11 protein-coding genes are annotated in these 14,656 nt (G+C 67.0%); 7 read left to right on the top strand and 4 right to left on the bottom strand.

Annotated features, from left to right (window positions below; genetic code table 11):
- The first annotated feature begins 1 nt into the window (after window position 1).
- The 5 genes from ACMGFH_RS12300 (at window position 2) to sepF (ending at window position 7,063) form a co-directional block, all read left to right on the top strand.
- The gene (locus tag ACMGFH_RS12300) at window positions 2-1,027 is read left to right on the top strand and encodes a hypothetical protein (protein WP_415378738.1); all 1,026 of its coding nucleotides are present in this window, start codon (window positions 2-4) and stop codon (window positions 1,025-1,027) included.
- On the top strand, window positions 1,024-5,130 hold the full coding sequence (locus tag ACMGFH_RS12295; protein WP_415378737.1) for a hypothetical protein: 4,107 nt from the start codon (window positions 1,024-1,026) through the stop codon (window positions 5,128-5,130). Before ACMGFH_RS12300 ends, ACMGFH_RS12295 begins: the two co-directional genes overlap by 4 nt.
- Window positions 5,131-5,214: 84 nt before the next feature.
- Window positions 5,215-6,144: a hypothetical protein gene (locus ACMGFH_RS12290; protein WP_415378736.1), complete on the top strand. Its 930-nt coding sequence runs from the start codon at window positions 5,215-5,217 to the stop codon at window positions 6,142-6,144.
- A 154-nt stretch (window positions 6,145-6,298) separates the two neighbouring features.
- Complete coding sequence (locus tag ACMGFH_RS12285; protein ID WP_415378735.1) at window positions 6,299-6,622, top strand: hypothetical protein; 324 nt, start codon at window positions 6,299-6,301, stop codon at window positions 6,620-6,622.
- Window positions 6,623-6,703: 81 nt separating this feature from the next.
- Window positions 6,704-7,063 (top strand): cell division protein SepF, encoded by a 360-nt coding sequence (gene sepF / locus ACMGFH_RS12280; protein WP_415378734.1) that lies wholly within the window; start codon window positions 6,704-6,706, stop codon window positions 7,061-7,063.
- A gap of 410 nt (window positions 7,064-7,473) precedes the next feature.
- On the opposite strand, the gene ACMGFH_RS12275 is transcribed toward sepF, so the two are convergent.
- Both ACMGFH_RS12275 and ACMGFH_RS12270 read right to left on the bottom strand, forming a co-directional pair.
- Window positions 7,474-7,866, bottom strand: coding sequence for a DUF5611 family protein (locus ACMGFH_RS12275; RefSeq protein WP_415378733.1), 393 nt, complete (start codon window positions 7,864-7,866; stop codon window positions 7,474-7,476).
- A gap of 78 nt (window positions 7,867-7,944) precedes the next feature.
- Window positions 7,945-9,075, bottom strand: a complete 1,131-nt coding sequence (locus tag ACMGFH_RS12270) for a hypothetical protein (protein WP_415378732.1) — start codon at window positions 9,073-9,075, stop codon at window positions 7,945-7,947.
- Window positions 9,076-9,230: 155 nt separating this feature from the next.
- Here ACMGFH_RS12270 and ACMGFH_RS12265 point away from each other — a divergent pair, with 155 nt between their 5' ends.
- Complete coding sequence (locus tag ACMGFH_RS12265; protein ID WP_415378731.1) at window positions 9,231-9,521, top strand: DUF6432 family protein; 291 nt, start codon at window positions 9,231-9,233, stop codon at window positions 9,519-9,521.
- A gap of 98 nt (window positions 9,522-9,619) precedes the next feature.
- Here ACMGFH_RS12265 and ACMGFH_RS12260 read toward each other — a convergent pair whose 3' ends face one another.
- Both ACMGFH_RS12260 and ACMGFH_RS12255 read right to left on the bottom strand, forming a co-directional pair.
- Window positions 9,620-12,415: a PKD domain-containing protein gene (locus tag ACMGFH_RS12260; protein WP_415378730.1), complete on the bottom strand. Its 2,796-nt coding sequence runs from the start codon at window positions 12,413-12,415 to the stop codon at window positions 9,620-9,622.
- A 383-nt stretch (window positions 12,416-12,798) separates the two neighbouring features.
- Window positions 12,799-13,971, bottom strand: coding sequence for an MBL fold metallo-hydrolase (locus tag ACMGFH_RS12255; protein WP_415378729.1), 1,173 nt, complete (start codon window positions 13,969-13,971; stop codon window positions 12,799-12,801).
- 137 nt (window positions 13,972-14,108) lie between these two features.
- On the opposite strand from ACMGFH_RS12255, the gene ACMGFH_RS12250 reads away from it, so the two are divergent.
- On the top strand, window positions 14,109-14,534 hold the full coding sequence (locus tag ACMGFH_RS12250; RefSeq protein WP_415378728.1) for an RDD family protein: 426 nt from the start codon (window positions 14,109-14,111) through the stop codon (window positions 14,532-14,534).
- Window positions 14,535-14,656 lie beyond the last annotated feature (122 nt).

Raw genomic sequence — 14,656 nt, 5'->3', positions numbered from 1 at the left:
CGTGACGGGCCGTGGCGGTCGGCGGGCGGTCAGCACGGTCGTCGACGTCTCGCTGGCGCTCATGCTGGTGAGCGCCTCGGTCGTGACGCTCACGTTCTTCATGACGGGGACCGAGCGGACCCACGACCCGCGGCTGGCCGACCAGACGGCAGACACGCTCGCGGGCGTGACGGTGACCACCGAGTACGACCTGGAGCCGATCACGGACCCGATCCAAGACGATCCCGGCCGTGACGACCCGTTCGACGACGATCCGTACGGCCCGTCCGACTACGAGCGGACGAAGCACGGCCCGATCCTCTCACAGCTCGCCGACGCGACCGTGATCGAGGCGCGGTTCCCCGACGGGGACGACAGCACGCTCCTGGACCCGTCGGCCGACCCGGAGCGACTGACTCGGTCGGGTGTCGACTACCGGAAGTCCCTGCAGGGGACGATCCGGAACGCCCTGACCGACGCCGACCAGTCGGCACACGTCGTCGCGCTCTGGCGACCGTACGAGGGGTCGGCCATCGAGGGTCGCGTCGAGGTCGGCCAGACACCGCCGGCCGGCGGGGACTACTCGACGTCGACGATCACGCTGTCGAGCGACATGCCGCCGCTGCGCGACAGCGAGGTCGAGCGGGCCTTCCGCCGCGGCGGGATTCCCGACGTCGCTGACCTGGTCGCCCGGTCGATCATTCGCGGGTACTTCCCGCCGGGGGAGACACAGCTCGCGCTCGAGCGGAACGGGTTCGAGCGGGATCTGGTCGTGTATCGCTACCAGCGGATGGCGGAGGTGCTCGACGCCCGCAGCAACTTCGACGACACGACACCGGCCGTCACCGGTCGGAACTATCTCAGCCAGACGCAGGCGAACGCCCGGGAGCTGAACAGCGACCTGGAGACCGACCTCTCACTGCTGATCGAGGAGGATCTCAGGGAGCTGCGCGACGACGAGTACGGCGGGAGTTTCGAGGCGGAGACGCTCGCAGACGTCGTCCGACCCGGCGACGTGACGATCACCGTGTACACCTGGAACGAATGACTCGAGACCGACCCAGAACACTGACGATCGCATCGAGCGACAGAGCGCGCATCCCGTTCTCCATCGTGGGGGTGTTCCTGCTGGTCACGAGCGTCTCCGTGGTCGGCTACATGGAGACGCGACCCGACCCCGAGCCCGAAGTCGACGTCTCGACGGCCATCGACCAGGCGTCGGCCACGACCCAGACGGTCCTCCGCGAGTCGACCGCCGATGCCGCGAGGAAAGCCGCCCAGGAACCGGTGACGGTGGCCGCCGACACGCCCGCGGGGAGAGCGCTCGACTCGGGCAGCGAGTCGGTGTTCAAACGCTACGTGAAGCTCCGGGTGTACCTGGAGATGCGGGAGCGGCTCCGGGCCGCCCAGTACACCGAGACCGGGACGACGACCCGGATGTCGATACCGCCGATCGATTACAGCGAGTCCTCGGTCGAGGAAGCCATCGACACGGTTACGCTGACAGTCGGGAGCGATAGCGGGACGCCTGACGTCGAAGACGGGACGGTGAAGGCGACGGTCGAGGACATCACCTACGAGGTCTCGCGCGAGGGCGAGATCATCGAGGAACAGACCAACGACGTGACGGTCACCGTCAGCACGACGACGTTCCTCATCCACGACAAGGTCCAGAGCTATCAGGACAGCCTCAAGGCGGACTTCTTCGGCAGCACCGATTACGGGTTCGGAAAACGGTTCGCAGCCCGTCTGTATCCGCTGATGTACGGAAAGGCCTACTACGAGCGGATGGCTCCGCGCGCGCAGAGCGGCGTGTTCGACAAGATGGTGATGAAGAAGGAGCTCGAGGTACTCGCGAACGACGCCAACTTCGCCCTCCAGCGCAAGACCTTCGGGACCCAGGACCCGGCCGCGGACCGCGTGATGCTCGCCGCCTGGTCTTGCGTCGCGGCCCGCAACGCGGAGAAACTCTACCGGAATCGAAACAGCGGCGGGAACAACAACGGCGGGGGCAACAGCGGCGGAAACAACGGTGGGAGCAACAACGGCGGGAACAACGGTGGGGGTAGCGACGACGTCGGCGGCGACAACACCGGAACCCAAGGGGCCGGCAGCGTCAGTGACGTGTACAACAACTTCGGATTCGGCGCGAAGGACTTCTGCAAAGCGACGAAGTTCCTGACCGGCGGCGCGTCCGGCCAGACGCCGGAGAGCATCGAAGCGGTTCTCAATCAGGTCATCGGACAGCAGGCCCAACAGAAGTTACAGGAGAAAAGCGAGATTGCGATCGACAAGTTCGCCGATCCGGCGCTTCAGGAAGTCAGGGGCGAAGCGATCGACTTCGACGCGGAGTACGAAGACGAGGCGAACTCGGAGGACCCGCTCGCGAGCGAGGAGCCCGAGACTGACGTCACCCTCCCGGACGACTTCAGGAACACCGATCACCTCGGGGACGCCGTCGACAGAGTCTTCTCTTACACCGCGACCGCGTCGGCGGACAGCGCGTCGCACACCGACGGGGCCTTCCCGGAGGCCGACCCGGGTGGCGAGTGGGAGAAGATCAGCAGCAGCGGGGGTATCTCGTTCGTCGGGAACGAGGAGTTCGACGTCCAGCACGAGGAGACGTGGAACGGCGAGACCGGCAAGACCCGACAGCTCCACACCTACACGATAACGGTCCGCAACAAGCTGGAACACTCGGCGCGGTTCAGGCGGGAGGTCGAGTGCGAAAACGAGAACGAGGAGGACCCGTGCTACGAGCGCCAGACGTTCGACGACGAGTCGACGGTGGAGTTCAAGAAGACGGTCACAATCGGCGGGACGTACAGCGACGACGACACGATCAAGGTCGATCCCTTCGGTATCGAGGAGCCGTACTCCGGGAGCGGTCCGAACTTCGAGGAGGCGCTCGAGAAGTCCGTCGAGGAAGGGCTCGGCGTCAGCGGGTCCAGCGCGGGAACCGTCGAGTCGGACCTCGAGTCCGACATCTCGATCAGCAGCATCAAGAGCGCCGGCGGCCTCGACGGACAGGTCGACGGGAAGGTGACTCCGGAGACGGAACTCGACTCGGACGTCTTCCTGAGCAGCGGTGAGCGCAGCGCCCTCGAATCGACCCTCGAGAGCGAGGCGGAGTCGATCTACCGGCACATGATCGGCCAGGGGGGGTCGGGTTCACCGGGTGACGTCGACCCCATCCAGGTCTCCTCGATGGAGATGGCGACCGGCGACGGCGTCTTCTCCGGTCTCTCGGATCAGGTCACGACCGGGCGCTACGTCTACTTCGACACCGGAAGCGTCTACTCGACGGCTCGGAAGAAGGCCCTCGTCGAGGGCCGGATGGAGTACTACGAAGCGGTCCACGGTTGGATCGACCGCGTCGAGTCGGCCCGCGAGAGCTCGACGAACGACGTCAACGAAGAGATATCGGAGGGGGTCGACGGGAGTTCCAACGTCCTCAACGATCTACTGGGCGAGGCCGGCGGCTTCATCAACAACCAGGGGACGACGGTCACACCCGGGACGTTCGAGGACGCCGGGCTCACCGGTGACGTCGAGTACTCGGTGGACGCGGCGCCGACCTACCTCTCGGTGACACCGGTGATGCGCGGCACCTCCCCGGCAGTCCGGCCGGAACAGGCCGGCCCGTCTGAGGTGGCGGACACGACTCACGCCCCGATGGCGGTCCGCAAACACAACACCTTCGGCCACCCCGGCGTCCCGGTCATCCCGTGGCCCTCGTACTGGTATCTCTCCATCGACTACTGGAACGTCAAGGTCACCGGCGAGTACGGCCGCTTCGAGGTGACCGCGAGCAACGACGACCCGGCCAGCCCGAAATCCACGACGTACGTCCGCCAGGCCCAGCCGGTCGAACTCGAGATCCAGGGCCAGCAGCGGACCGTCGGGAGCGTCGACCCGATCGACTTCTCCAGCGAGACGGGGGTCGTGATCCCCGTCCCCGGCGGGACCGTCTACCCCAAGCCGCGGTTCGGGGTGGGCGACAAGCAGTGGAAATCCGAAGTGTATCGGAACAAGTGCTCGGGCACGTGGCCCCACGCCGGTCCCGACTTCATGCCGTCGGACGTCGACTTCAGCTCCTGTGGCAACCTGCAGGAAGGCGGGGAGTACACGATCGACACGTTCCTCCCCAACGGTGGATCGGGCGGAAGCGGCGTGCTCTCGCAGTTCGAGGTCGAGAGCGACGGCGACATCGAACTGGCCGACGGGGAGATGGAGGGCTGCAACGAGGACACGTTCACCGACGCGCTCGACGACACCGGGGAAGACCGCTACGAGGACGCCAACGACGACGAACAGGAGGAGATCGTCGACACGTACTGCTCGCTCGTCAAAGGAAGTTACAAGAGCATGTTCGTGTACGTATTCGATGAATCTGATAGGTCAGTCGCCGACGACTGGAAGGGGATGGTCGTCTTGCGCGATACCGAACGCATCAAAGACACACTGGAATACCTGACCTGGGACGGAGACAACGATGGCGAACCGCTCGGGGAAGAACACGACATCCAGTGGTTCAAGCCCGCTGTCGACGAGAATATCAATCACAGGACCTCTGGGACGAGAATCCCACCCCACCGCGCACCCGGGATCGTGACCCGGATCGAGACCGACGAACAACTGAAGCTGGCGAGAGTCTACGGAGACGAGGGCAACATCAAGGGAAGCTACTTGACGCGACCTCGCGACGCCAGGTACCGGTCTACGAAGACGCTGGTTCAGGACCTCGCGTTACTCGACGACTCGATGATAGAGAGCAACGGCGCCCAATACTATCCCTGGGCCGACTACACGTGCCTCGGGAAGGTCAACGTTCCCGAAGACACGCTGTTGAGCATCAGCTACACGAGTGAGATCACTACCGGCGATATCAGGGCGCTCAACAACCCTGCAGAACCGATCGAATCGGCTGAGATGTGGTCTAGTGACGGAGCCGTCGAAGGCGGGACGATACAGTTCGAGGCCCCCAACGGGAGAGACATCGCCGACGAACGCTGGCTGCCACTCGGGACGATCGAAGACCTGAACGTCGACACGTCCGGAATGGACTTCGAAGACGCCTGGGATTCAGCAGAGTACGACGACTCGGGGACGAACACGTACCCTGCCGACGGGGTCTGTGACGCCCACTAGATCCGACGTAGGGAAGTGTCGTCCACACGTCGGTCACGGGAGCCAGATAGATATTTCACTCCCGGGATCCGGTCTATGCATACAGTGACAGACGCACTCGGGACGTGGTGTCGGGATGCTGGCGTTCAGGTGACGACGAGTGAGCGCGAGTCGCGGTTCGTCACCGACGAGAACGCGGTCAGAACACCAACGATCCGAGACTGTCGCCGCGTCGACGACAGCCTCGTCGTCGTCACCGACGAACCTGCGATCCGCGATCCGGTCGGCGTCGTCCAGCAGTCCGAGCGTAACGTCGTCCGCATCGGGCCGGACGGCGATGTGGAGTGGGTCGTCGACGTGTGCGAGGCCCACAGAGTCGACGCGGTGTCCTACAGCCACGAGCGGATCCACGCGATCGGCGACCGACTGGTCACGGCCGCCGACACCGGCCACTTCTTCGAACTCGACACCGACACGGGCGCCATCATCGACCACTGGCCCGAGTCGGCGTTCAGGATCGGCGGCGAGTCCATCGAGATGCCGTACCCCGTCGAGCACGTCGCCCGGGTCGGGGCGGTCACGGTACTGGCCGCGAACTCGTACAGCGATGCCGGCGGCCGGATCGCGGGGTTCGACGAGGATGGGACGAACCGCTGGGAGCGGTCGTTCGACACGGACGTCGAGGGGCTGACGACGGACGACGACCGGGGAACCGTCGCCCGCGCGGGCGCACCGGAGACCGTCATCGACGCCGAGACGGGCGCGTTCCTGACCGACGTCGGTGGGCGCTGGCACGAGATCGAGTACCCGGCCGCCCGGACGGCGACCGGCGACGGGTATCACGTCGTCGTCGCCAACGGGACCGACGACACTGCCGTCGTCTACGGCTTCGAGGACGACGGCGAACGGCGCTGGACGGTGCCGGTCGACCGCAACGTGTACGCACTGAACGTGGACGGCGACAGGGTCACGGCCGTTCACAGTCGCGCTCGTAACACGGTCGTCGACGCAGAGACCGGTGACCGACTGGACTGAGAACAGCGAAGAGGCCCGATCGGACTCCTCGAGACAGCATTTCTCGCCTGCGACGAGCGACGGCTGCCGACCCGAACCTGACCGAAACCCGCATCCCTCCACGACGCGACAGTTCCACTCGATGACCGGACCGTTCGCGGAGGATTCGATCGTGATGGGGCTCGAGACCGGACGGTCCGAGCGATACCTCCGGTTCGAGCCCGATGGACTCGACGGGGACCGGTGGCTCCACCGTGCGGACCAGTTCGACGAGACTCTCGACCGCGAGGCCGTCGTCGAGCGGTACGCCCTGCCGGAGGCCGAGACCTATCGCGTCTCGGTCGTCGAGGTGCCCGAGGGCGAGACGTTGCGGATGGGGTCCGTCGCGGCAATGCACGGTCGCGAGGGGGGCGGAGACCTGGTGACCCTGGCGGTTCGAGAGACCGTGCCCGCCGACTGGGTGGTCGAGGGGACGACGCTAGCGGCGTTGCTGCGGTGAAGCGACCAACGCGTGCGAATGTCCGGACAGCGAGGGATGTCTGACGTAAAATACAAACCCTCAGCGACCGGGAGACAGTGTATGGGACTAATGAGCAAGATCCTCGGGGACTCAGCCGGTAGTCGCCACAAGGACGACTACGTAGAGATCGACAGCGACGGCGTCGACGCCGGGGGGGCCGCGACCCGGATGGAGCTCCGGATCGCGAAGATCGGCGACAAGCAGGACGTCATCGACATCAAGGACGCCGTCTACGACGGCGACGTGGTCATCGCGGACATCACGCGTCACACGACCCAGGACCGGACGATGGAGCACATCACGGACGAACTCAAGCAGGTCGCCAACGAGGTCGGCGGCGACATCGCCCAGAAGGGCGACGACCAGCTCATCATCACGCCCCACGGCGTCGCGATCAACCGCGACCCGCTCGGGCAGTAGGCGATCGGCCACCGCGACGGCGCTCGCCGCGGCCAGCGGACGCCAGCTGCCGCAGTTTCTCTCGACGCGACCGACCGGGACGGGGGGCCCACGGAGGTCGCCGTCAGAAGGTCGTTCCGCTCACCGACCGGACAGCCGCCAGAAAGCATTTACCGGGGCCGCCGGTTGCGAAGGGTGACCGCCTCACGCGAGGTGGCAGCCGACAGGAACTGTGGCAGGCCCTACCCATGGCCACAGGCCCGGCGGCCCGGCCGGGATACTTGTGAGTCGCCTCCGGGAGGGCGATGTGTGTTAGTCCGTGCCACACACATTTAGGGGTACCGCGGCTCGGCGTCGGATACCGACCTCGAACGGCGGACAACGGACCGCGGATTGCGGACTTCTTCCCCCCGCGGTCGGGAAAACGAGCGTTAGACTTCGTCGGCCTCGTCGGGGCTGTCTTCGACGGAGCGTTTCATCGAGTCGCGGCGGCTCTTGGCGTCGCGCCCGGTCGCTTCGAGCAGGAAGTCGTTTTTCGCGTCGACCGCGTCGGCGGCGGCGTCGGCGTTCCCCTCTGCGATGACTTCCTCGGCGGGTCGCTCCTCGAAGTCGACCGCCAGTTTGTCTTTCTTGCCGCTGTACTCGACGATGCCCGCCGTGATGCGCTTGAACACCGGGTTCTCCGGGTCTTCGACCACGTGCAGGTCGCTCCCCTTGTACTCCTCGGTGGTGGAGATGGTCCCGAAGTAGTCCTCGATCGTCGCCTCCATGTCTTCGATACGCTCTTCGAGGTGCTCTCCCCGGCGCATCTTGTACTCCCGCATGGACGACCCTTTGCAAGCCCCGTTCTTACCTTTTTCGAGCGAGCGACCGCACGGATCGCGGTCCGCGAGCGACCGCCGCTACTCCTCGGCCGCCGACGTGTCCTCGGGCTGGAGCAGCGTGCCGCGGTGACACTCGGGGCAAAAGTCGCCAGCGCGGAGCGACGAGGAGTCGGCTTCCGTCGTGAAGCCGCACTCGGAGCACTTGAACATCCCCTCGGGGACCGTGATCGAGTGACCGTCCTCGCCGTCGAGCGACGGGCCGGCGACCTCGCTGTCCGCCGGTTTGTCGCGCTTCGTCGCCTCGGGCCACTCGCCCATGGCGTCGGCCCCGCTCGTGGTCCCCTCTTCCTCGGGCCAGGCACCGGCGCTCCGGCCGTCGTCGGCCTCGGCCGCCACCTCGTCCGCCGCGTCGGCCGAACTCGTCGCCTCTGCGACGTCCGCCGTCTCCGCCGGCGACCCCCCGGCGTCAGCGTCGGCGGACTGGGACTCGGCCGCTTCCCCCGCGGCGGCGGTCGACGAGTCGTCCGCGCTCGGCCCGTCGTCCAGAATCTCCACCTCGTCGGACTCGCCCGCTCGCTCCGCGGGGTCCGTCGGCTCGTCGGGCCACTCGCCGGGGTCGCGGTCGTCGTCTGCGTCCGCGTCGGCTTCGGTCTCGCTCTGGGCGTCCGCGCCGCCGTCGGCGTCGTCCGGGGCGGCCTCCGTCTCGTCGTCGTCGGGCCACTCGCCGGGGTCGCGGTCGTCGTCTTCCGCGTCGCCGATGATGACGGCGTCCTCGCCGTCGGGGTCGCTCTCGACGGGGTCGTCTGATTCGGCGTCGGGGATCGCCGATTCGGCGCCGCGGGCCTCCGCCTGGGCGGACGACTCCTCGCCGGTGTCGTCGCCGAGGATGACGGCGTCGGTGGCGTCGGACCCCCCGGGAGCGGCGTCGTCCGCGTCGTCGGCCCCGCCCCCGTCGTCGGTAGGAGTCGCCGCGAACTCGTCGGTCGACGCGTCGCTCTCGTCGGCGCCGCCCCCCGCGGCGTCGTCGGCGTCGGGAGCCTCCAGCGTCGTCACTTCCTTGTTCTCGGAGACGACGCGCGACTCGCCGCAGCGGGAACAGGTCTCCATCTCGGTGATGGTGATGACCACTTCCGTCCCCTCTTCTTCGCGCTCCCGCTCGACAGTCGTCTCCCCGAAACTGTGCCCCAGGAGCGAACACTTGATACTCATTACCACGTGTTCGTCGTCTCCGAAACATAAGCGTGCTGTTTGTCCGAACGCCGAGCGTTCCGGCGTTTGGCGGGACCGCGCCGACACCTCCACGGCCCCGCTGGACGACTGGATCGAGGGATAAGCGTAAGACCCGTCCCGACGAACACACTGGTATGAGGGCGAAACCGGAGTACCGCGACCGCGACGACGTGGAGGTCGCTGTCCTCGACGCGCTGGCCAACCGGCGCGAGGAGGGGATGACCGTCTTCGAACTCCGGTCTCGCGTGGAAGTCGACATCGACGCCCTGGAAGCGGCGCTCGCCGACCTGAAGGAAGACGGCCTCATCGAGGCCACCGAGGAAGACCACCGCACCGTCATCGTCCCCGAAGAGGGCGTCGTCGGTCCCGTCGATCCCGACGACGACTCGTTCCTCGGGCAGATACGCGAGCGGCTCCCCTTCTGAGTGCGACCGACAGTCGACGACAGTCGCTCGATCCTCGCTCGACCAGCCCGAGGCGTGCTATCACAGCCGTCTGAATCCAGTGAGAACGGTGAGAGCGCTCAGTCCCGACGCCGAGCGAGCGCGATAGCGAGCGCGAGGACGGCGAGGGCCGCGAGGCCCGCACCGAATCCGGGGCCGCCAGCGCTGTCGGTCGCTGTCGCGGTGGGCGCCGCCGTCTCGACCGCGTCCGGCCCCGACTCTGGCGTTCCGGTCGCAGTCACAACAGATGGCGACTCGGACGTCGGGGTCGCAGTCGGCGTCGCGCTGACCGTCGATTCGGCCGTCGACGCCGCGGTCACGGAGACCGTTCCGGCGTCGACCCCGTCGACGGTGAGGTCGTAGTCGCCGGCCGCATCGAGCGCGGTCGACAGCTCGATCGTCGTCGACTCACCTGGGTCTAGCGTCACGTTCTGCGTGGCGCGGACGGCGCCGTCAGCGCGCAGCGCGACGGTCTTCGTCCCGGCAGCGGTCCCGTCGTTCGAGACGCGCGCCGAGACGGTGACCGAGTCACCGACCGCCAAGTCTCCAGCGGGAGCGGTCGGCGAGACGGAGAACGCGGTGGCGGTCTCCGAGCCGACTGCGAACACGGAGAGGCCGGGCGACTCCGCCTCGAAGCGCGCCCCCCGGTCGGTGTAGCGGACGAATTCGGTCGCTAGCGGCTGCCACTCGCCGTCGTGGTGGCGGTAGAGGACGACCTCGCTGGCGTTCGTTCCGCTCGTGAGCGCGTCCCACCCGACGGTGAAGCCGATGGTCACGCCCGAAATATCCCCGTCGGCGACGGAGTGGTCGATCTGCAGGTAGCCCGCAGTGGACTCGCCCACGTCGGTCCGGTCGGGCAGGGGCGTGCCGTCGGGGACCGAGCGGTGCGCGGAGACGTCGAGCGTGAACTCGTTCGCGCTCGTATCGAGCGACAGGGAGTCGACGCCGACGGCGTGGACCTCGCCGCGGTCACCGAGGTCGATGGGACCGGCCTCCGCGGCGTCGCGCACGCGCACGTTCGTGACATCTCCGTTTCGCGAGACGGTGACTGGCGCGTTCGATCCGCCGCGATCCGACGAATCGGCGGACGAACTCCCGCCGTCTTCGGCCGACTCGACGGTGACTGTCACCGTCGTCGTATCGGCGTTACCGGCGGCGTCGGTGACGGTCAGAGTCACGTCGTAGGTGCCCGGCTCGGCGAAGGTGTGCGACGCCGTCGCGCCGGTGGCGTCGGTCGACCCGTCGCCATCGAAGTCCCACTCGTAGGTCTCGACCGCGGTGTTGTCCTGCGAACTCGATCCGTCGAAGCTCACCGACGTCCCCTCCTCGACGGTCCGGTCGGAGCCGGCGCTAGCGGTGGGGGCCTCGGTGTCGACGGTGAACGCGGCCGTCCCCGACGAGTAGTGGACCGACAGCTCCGCGAGCACGCCGTCGGACCTCTCAGTGATCGTCGTTGTTCGGCTCTCGCCGTTGTAGGTGCCGGAGATGGCGCCCGTGGAGACGCCCCAGTGGTCGAGCATCGGCTGGGGGATGTACGCCTCGACGAAGCCCTGGTTGGTGCTCCCGTCCGCGGCGTAGTGGGGGGCGCTCACGTCGAACTCGATGGCGTCGGTCGCCCCAGAGGTGTTGTACCGCGGCGGCGCGAACGACTGCGCGTCGGTCATGAAGACGATGCCGTCCAGGCGGTCGCGACGGTCGCTCGGGAACGACGACATCGAATCGGTCGCGAACGTCATCGAGAGGTCGCGGTGGTCGGTCGCCGTCAGGTCGCCCGGCCAGGTGTCCGGCGACGGGAAGTAGTGGTCCGTCTCGGAGGGTCGCCCGGAGATCACGAGCGTCGTGGTCCCGTCGCCGTTGTCGGTCCGCGTCCACGACACGTCGTGGCCGTTCCCGATCAGCGCCCGTGGGTTGTCGTCGGAGACGGTGACGGTCGTCTCGATGCGGGTCGACGCGGTGATGCCGTCGTCCGCGAGCTCGTAGCTTCCCTCGCTGTCTTTGATCTGTACCTGTAGCAGACCCGAGGCGTAGAACGCGTCGACTTGCAGCGAACTCGCCGACCCCGGGCCGTCGACGACGTCGACGCTGCTGGACTCGACAGACGGGCCCGACGTGTCGTAGGTGGCCGAGAGATCGCTCCCGGCGCCGTTCTCGCCGCCGTTGTTGCCGGCGGCGTCGACGGCGTCGTCGACGGTCGCCGCGTACACGCCGTCGCCGTCGTCGTACGCCTGGGTCACCGAGAGCTCGTAGGAGTAGCCGTCCTGGCGGTCGAGCTCGGTGAAGTCGTTCCGGGTGAACGTCACCCAGTCGGTCCCTGAGTTCGGCCCGTCGACGGTGACCGACAGCGTATCGAGCGGTTCGCTCGACTCGAAGGTCAGCGTCAGGTCGCCCTCGGACTCGCCGAGGGATACCGCGGAGACGGTCGGTGCCGTCGGATCCGTCACCGTCACCGACGACGTGTCGGAGGCGCCGGAAATTGGCGAGAGCGTGTCGCCGCTCGTGTCGTACACGCTCGCCGTCAGCGTGCCGTCAGCGGTGACGGCGCCGGCCGGGATCACCGCCGAGAAGTTGTCCTGCTTCGTCGCCGGCAGCGACTGCTTGTTCAGCAGGTTACCGTCACCGTCGATCAGCAACAGCGCGAGGTCGGAGGCTGGTACGCCCTCGTCCTCGACGTTGTACGAGACCGGGATCGTCGAGTCGCTGCTCGGATCGATCTCCGCGTCCGGCGCGTCGACCATCGGCGAGTCCCCGACGACCGGGTCGTTCGCCACCGACAGGGTGTTCCCCGCGGCGAGCCCGCCTCCGACGGTGAGAACCACCGGGGCCGTCACGAGGACCGCCAGATAGACCGCCAGGAGCTTCCTGGTCTGTGACTCCATCACCGCCCACCCCGCCGGTGCGGCGCTCGTTCGAACGCCAGTGTCCCGGCGGCGCGTTCGCGTCTCGATCCCCTCACCCGGCGGATCGGCCCCCTCGCGCGCGAGGGCGCCGCCCCTGCATACCGCAGTAGCTGTCTCGTGAGATCTCGGCGCTGCATGGGTAGTACTCGCTCGATATCACGGTAAAAGGTACTCCGCCGAAACTCAGTGCTGATAACCGGATCGCCACGTCACCGCCGTCTCGGCTCTCGTCCTCGCGTCTCGGTGGGAACTGGATCGCGATCCGGTCGGCCGTCTCGTCGGCGGGTCAGACTACGGCGTCGGATCGCGTTCGCCGACGGCCGCGGACAGGCGATTCGATGCCGAGACGCCGTTGGTGAGGATTAGTCGTCGGCGGGCGCGGCCGCGCAGTTGTTCGGTCCCAGTTCCAGTTCGAACGCGTCGTCGTCGGTCGCCGACTCGCGGCCGAGGTTGATCGCGACGATCCGCTCGTGGTTGGCCGGCCGCGGCGGCGTCCGCTCGGTGATCCGGTCGACGAACGACTCCTCGTCCAGCGCGAAGACGGGCAGGTCCCGACAGTCGCCCAGCAACGCCGTGAACGTCCCGGATCCGTCGGGTGTCGCACCCTCGCCGTGGTGGCCCGGCGCCACGACCGTCTCGTCGGGGAACCGCGCGAAGCGCTCGGTGAGCGTCCGGTAGAGGTCGATGGCGAACGCCGCGGCGTCGTCGCTCCGTTCGAGGTCCGGCCGAGCCACGCCGTCGACGAAGAGGCTATCGCCGGTCAGGAGCGCGTCGCCGACGGCGAAGGCGGTCATCCCGGTCGTGTGTCCTGGCGCGTGGACGGCCTCCATCGACAGGTCGCCGACGCGGAGTTCCTCGCCGTCGGCGACCGTCTCGACGTCGTCCGTGACGCCGCGGTCGACGGCCGGTGCCGGCATCACCGGCGTCGCGTCGGTCGCCGCGGCCAGTTCGCGCAGGCCGCTGATGTGGTCGGCGTGGACGTGCGTATCGATCACGTACTCGATATCGACGCCGCGCTCGCGTGCGTCGGCGACGTAGCGGTCGGTGAACGTCCGCAGCGGGTCGACGATTGCCGCCTGGCCGTCCGAGACGACCGCGTACCCCAGACAGCCGCTCGACGGGCGGCGGTACTGGACGAGCTCGGCGTCGGCTTCGCCGTCGTCCGGGACGGCGTCTTCGACCTCCGAGGCGAGGAGGAGTCGCGCCCACCCTTCCATCCCACCGGTGAGGTTGCGGGCGTCGTACCCGCCCCCGGCCAGTTCCGCGGCGACCTCCGCGCTGGCCTCTCCCCGGGCGCAGACGACGGTGATCGGTCCCTCGCCCTCGACGTCCGCGAGGAACTCGTCGAGATCGCCGGTCACCCGCGCCTGGACGAACCGGTTGTAGGGTTTCTGCGTCAGCGACACGCCCGACCCCGCGAGGTGCCACTCGTCGACTTCGTCGCGGTTGCGCAGATCGAGGAGACGAACGGATTCCCCGGCGTCTATCTGTGCCTGGAGCGCTTCCGGTTCGATCCCCGGTGTGTCGTCAGTCATGGCTCTGGGTAGTGGCGCCGGCGAGATAAGACCGCGGCCAGTCGCGATGTCGTGCAGTTGATCTTGCGAATTGAACGCTTGATTACTGCCTTCATATCCACAGAAAATATTTAGCTCACTTGTCTATTACACTAGTTATGTCTGAAACATCTATCGGCTACGTCGGTACGCAAGACGATATTATTCTTGGGAGAGTCGGCGCGTTCGTACTTGACCAGATACTCTCACTCGTCATCGGAGGGATACTTGGTGTCGGGTTAGCGACTCTGCTCGATTCGGTCGCAGGCGTCTATATCGGCATGCCTATCGGGGTATTGGGTTATTATATCGCCCTCGAGGGGGCGACTGGGCAGACCGTCGGAAAGCGCCTCGCTGGGATTGTCGTTGTCAACCGTCGTGGGGGACCTATCACGTTTTATCAGGCGATTACCCGAAATCTCCTTCGTGTCGTAGATGGGCTTTTCAGTTACGCACTCGGCCTCGTTATCATGCTACTGAGCGAGGACAGACAACGTGTCGGAGACCACGCCGCCGACACCCTCGTCGTCCGTGCCAAGCGATGACGCTCCTCTACCGATAATTCGTTTTCTGCACGGAGCGGTCAATTGTTCGTCTACACCGAGCGATGCGTTTACAGCCCGTACTGAGCATCCGCGCCGAACGAAGTGAGGCGCGGTTCACCGTC

Source organism: Halosimplex rarum, from assembly GCF_047715405.1.
In the GTDB taxonomy this organism is placed as follows: domain Archaea; phylum Halobacteriota; class Halobacteria; order Halobacteriales; family Haloarculaceae; genus Halosimplex; species Halosimplex rarum.
The sequence above is the reverse complement of the archived record's forward strand: the minus strand, read 5'-3'. Positions and strand labels throughout refer to the sequence as shown.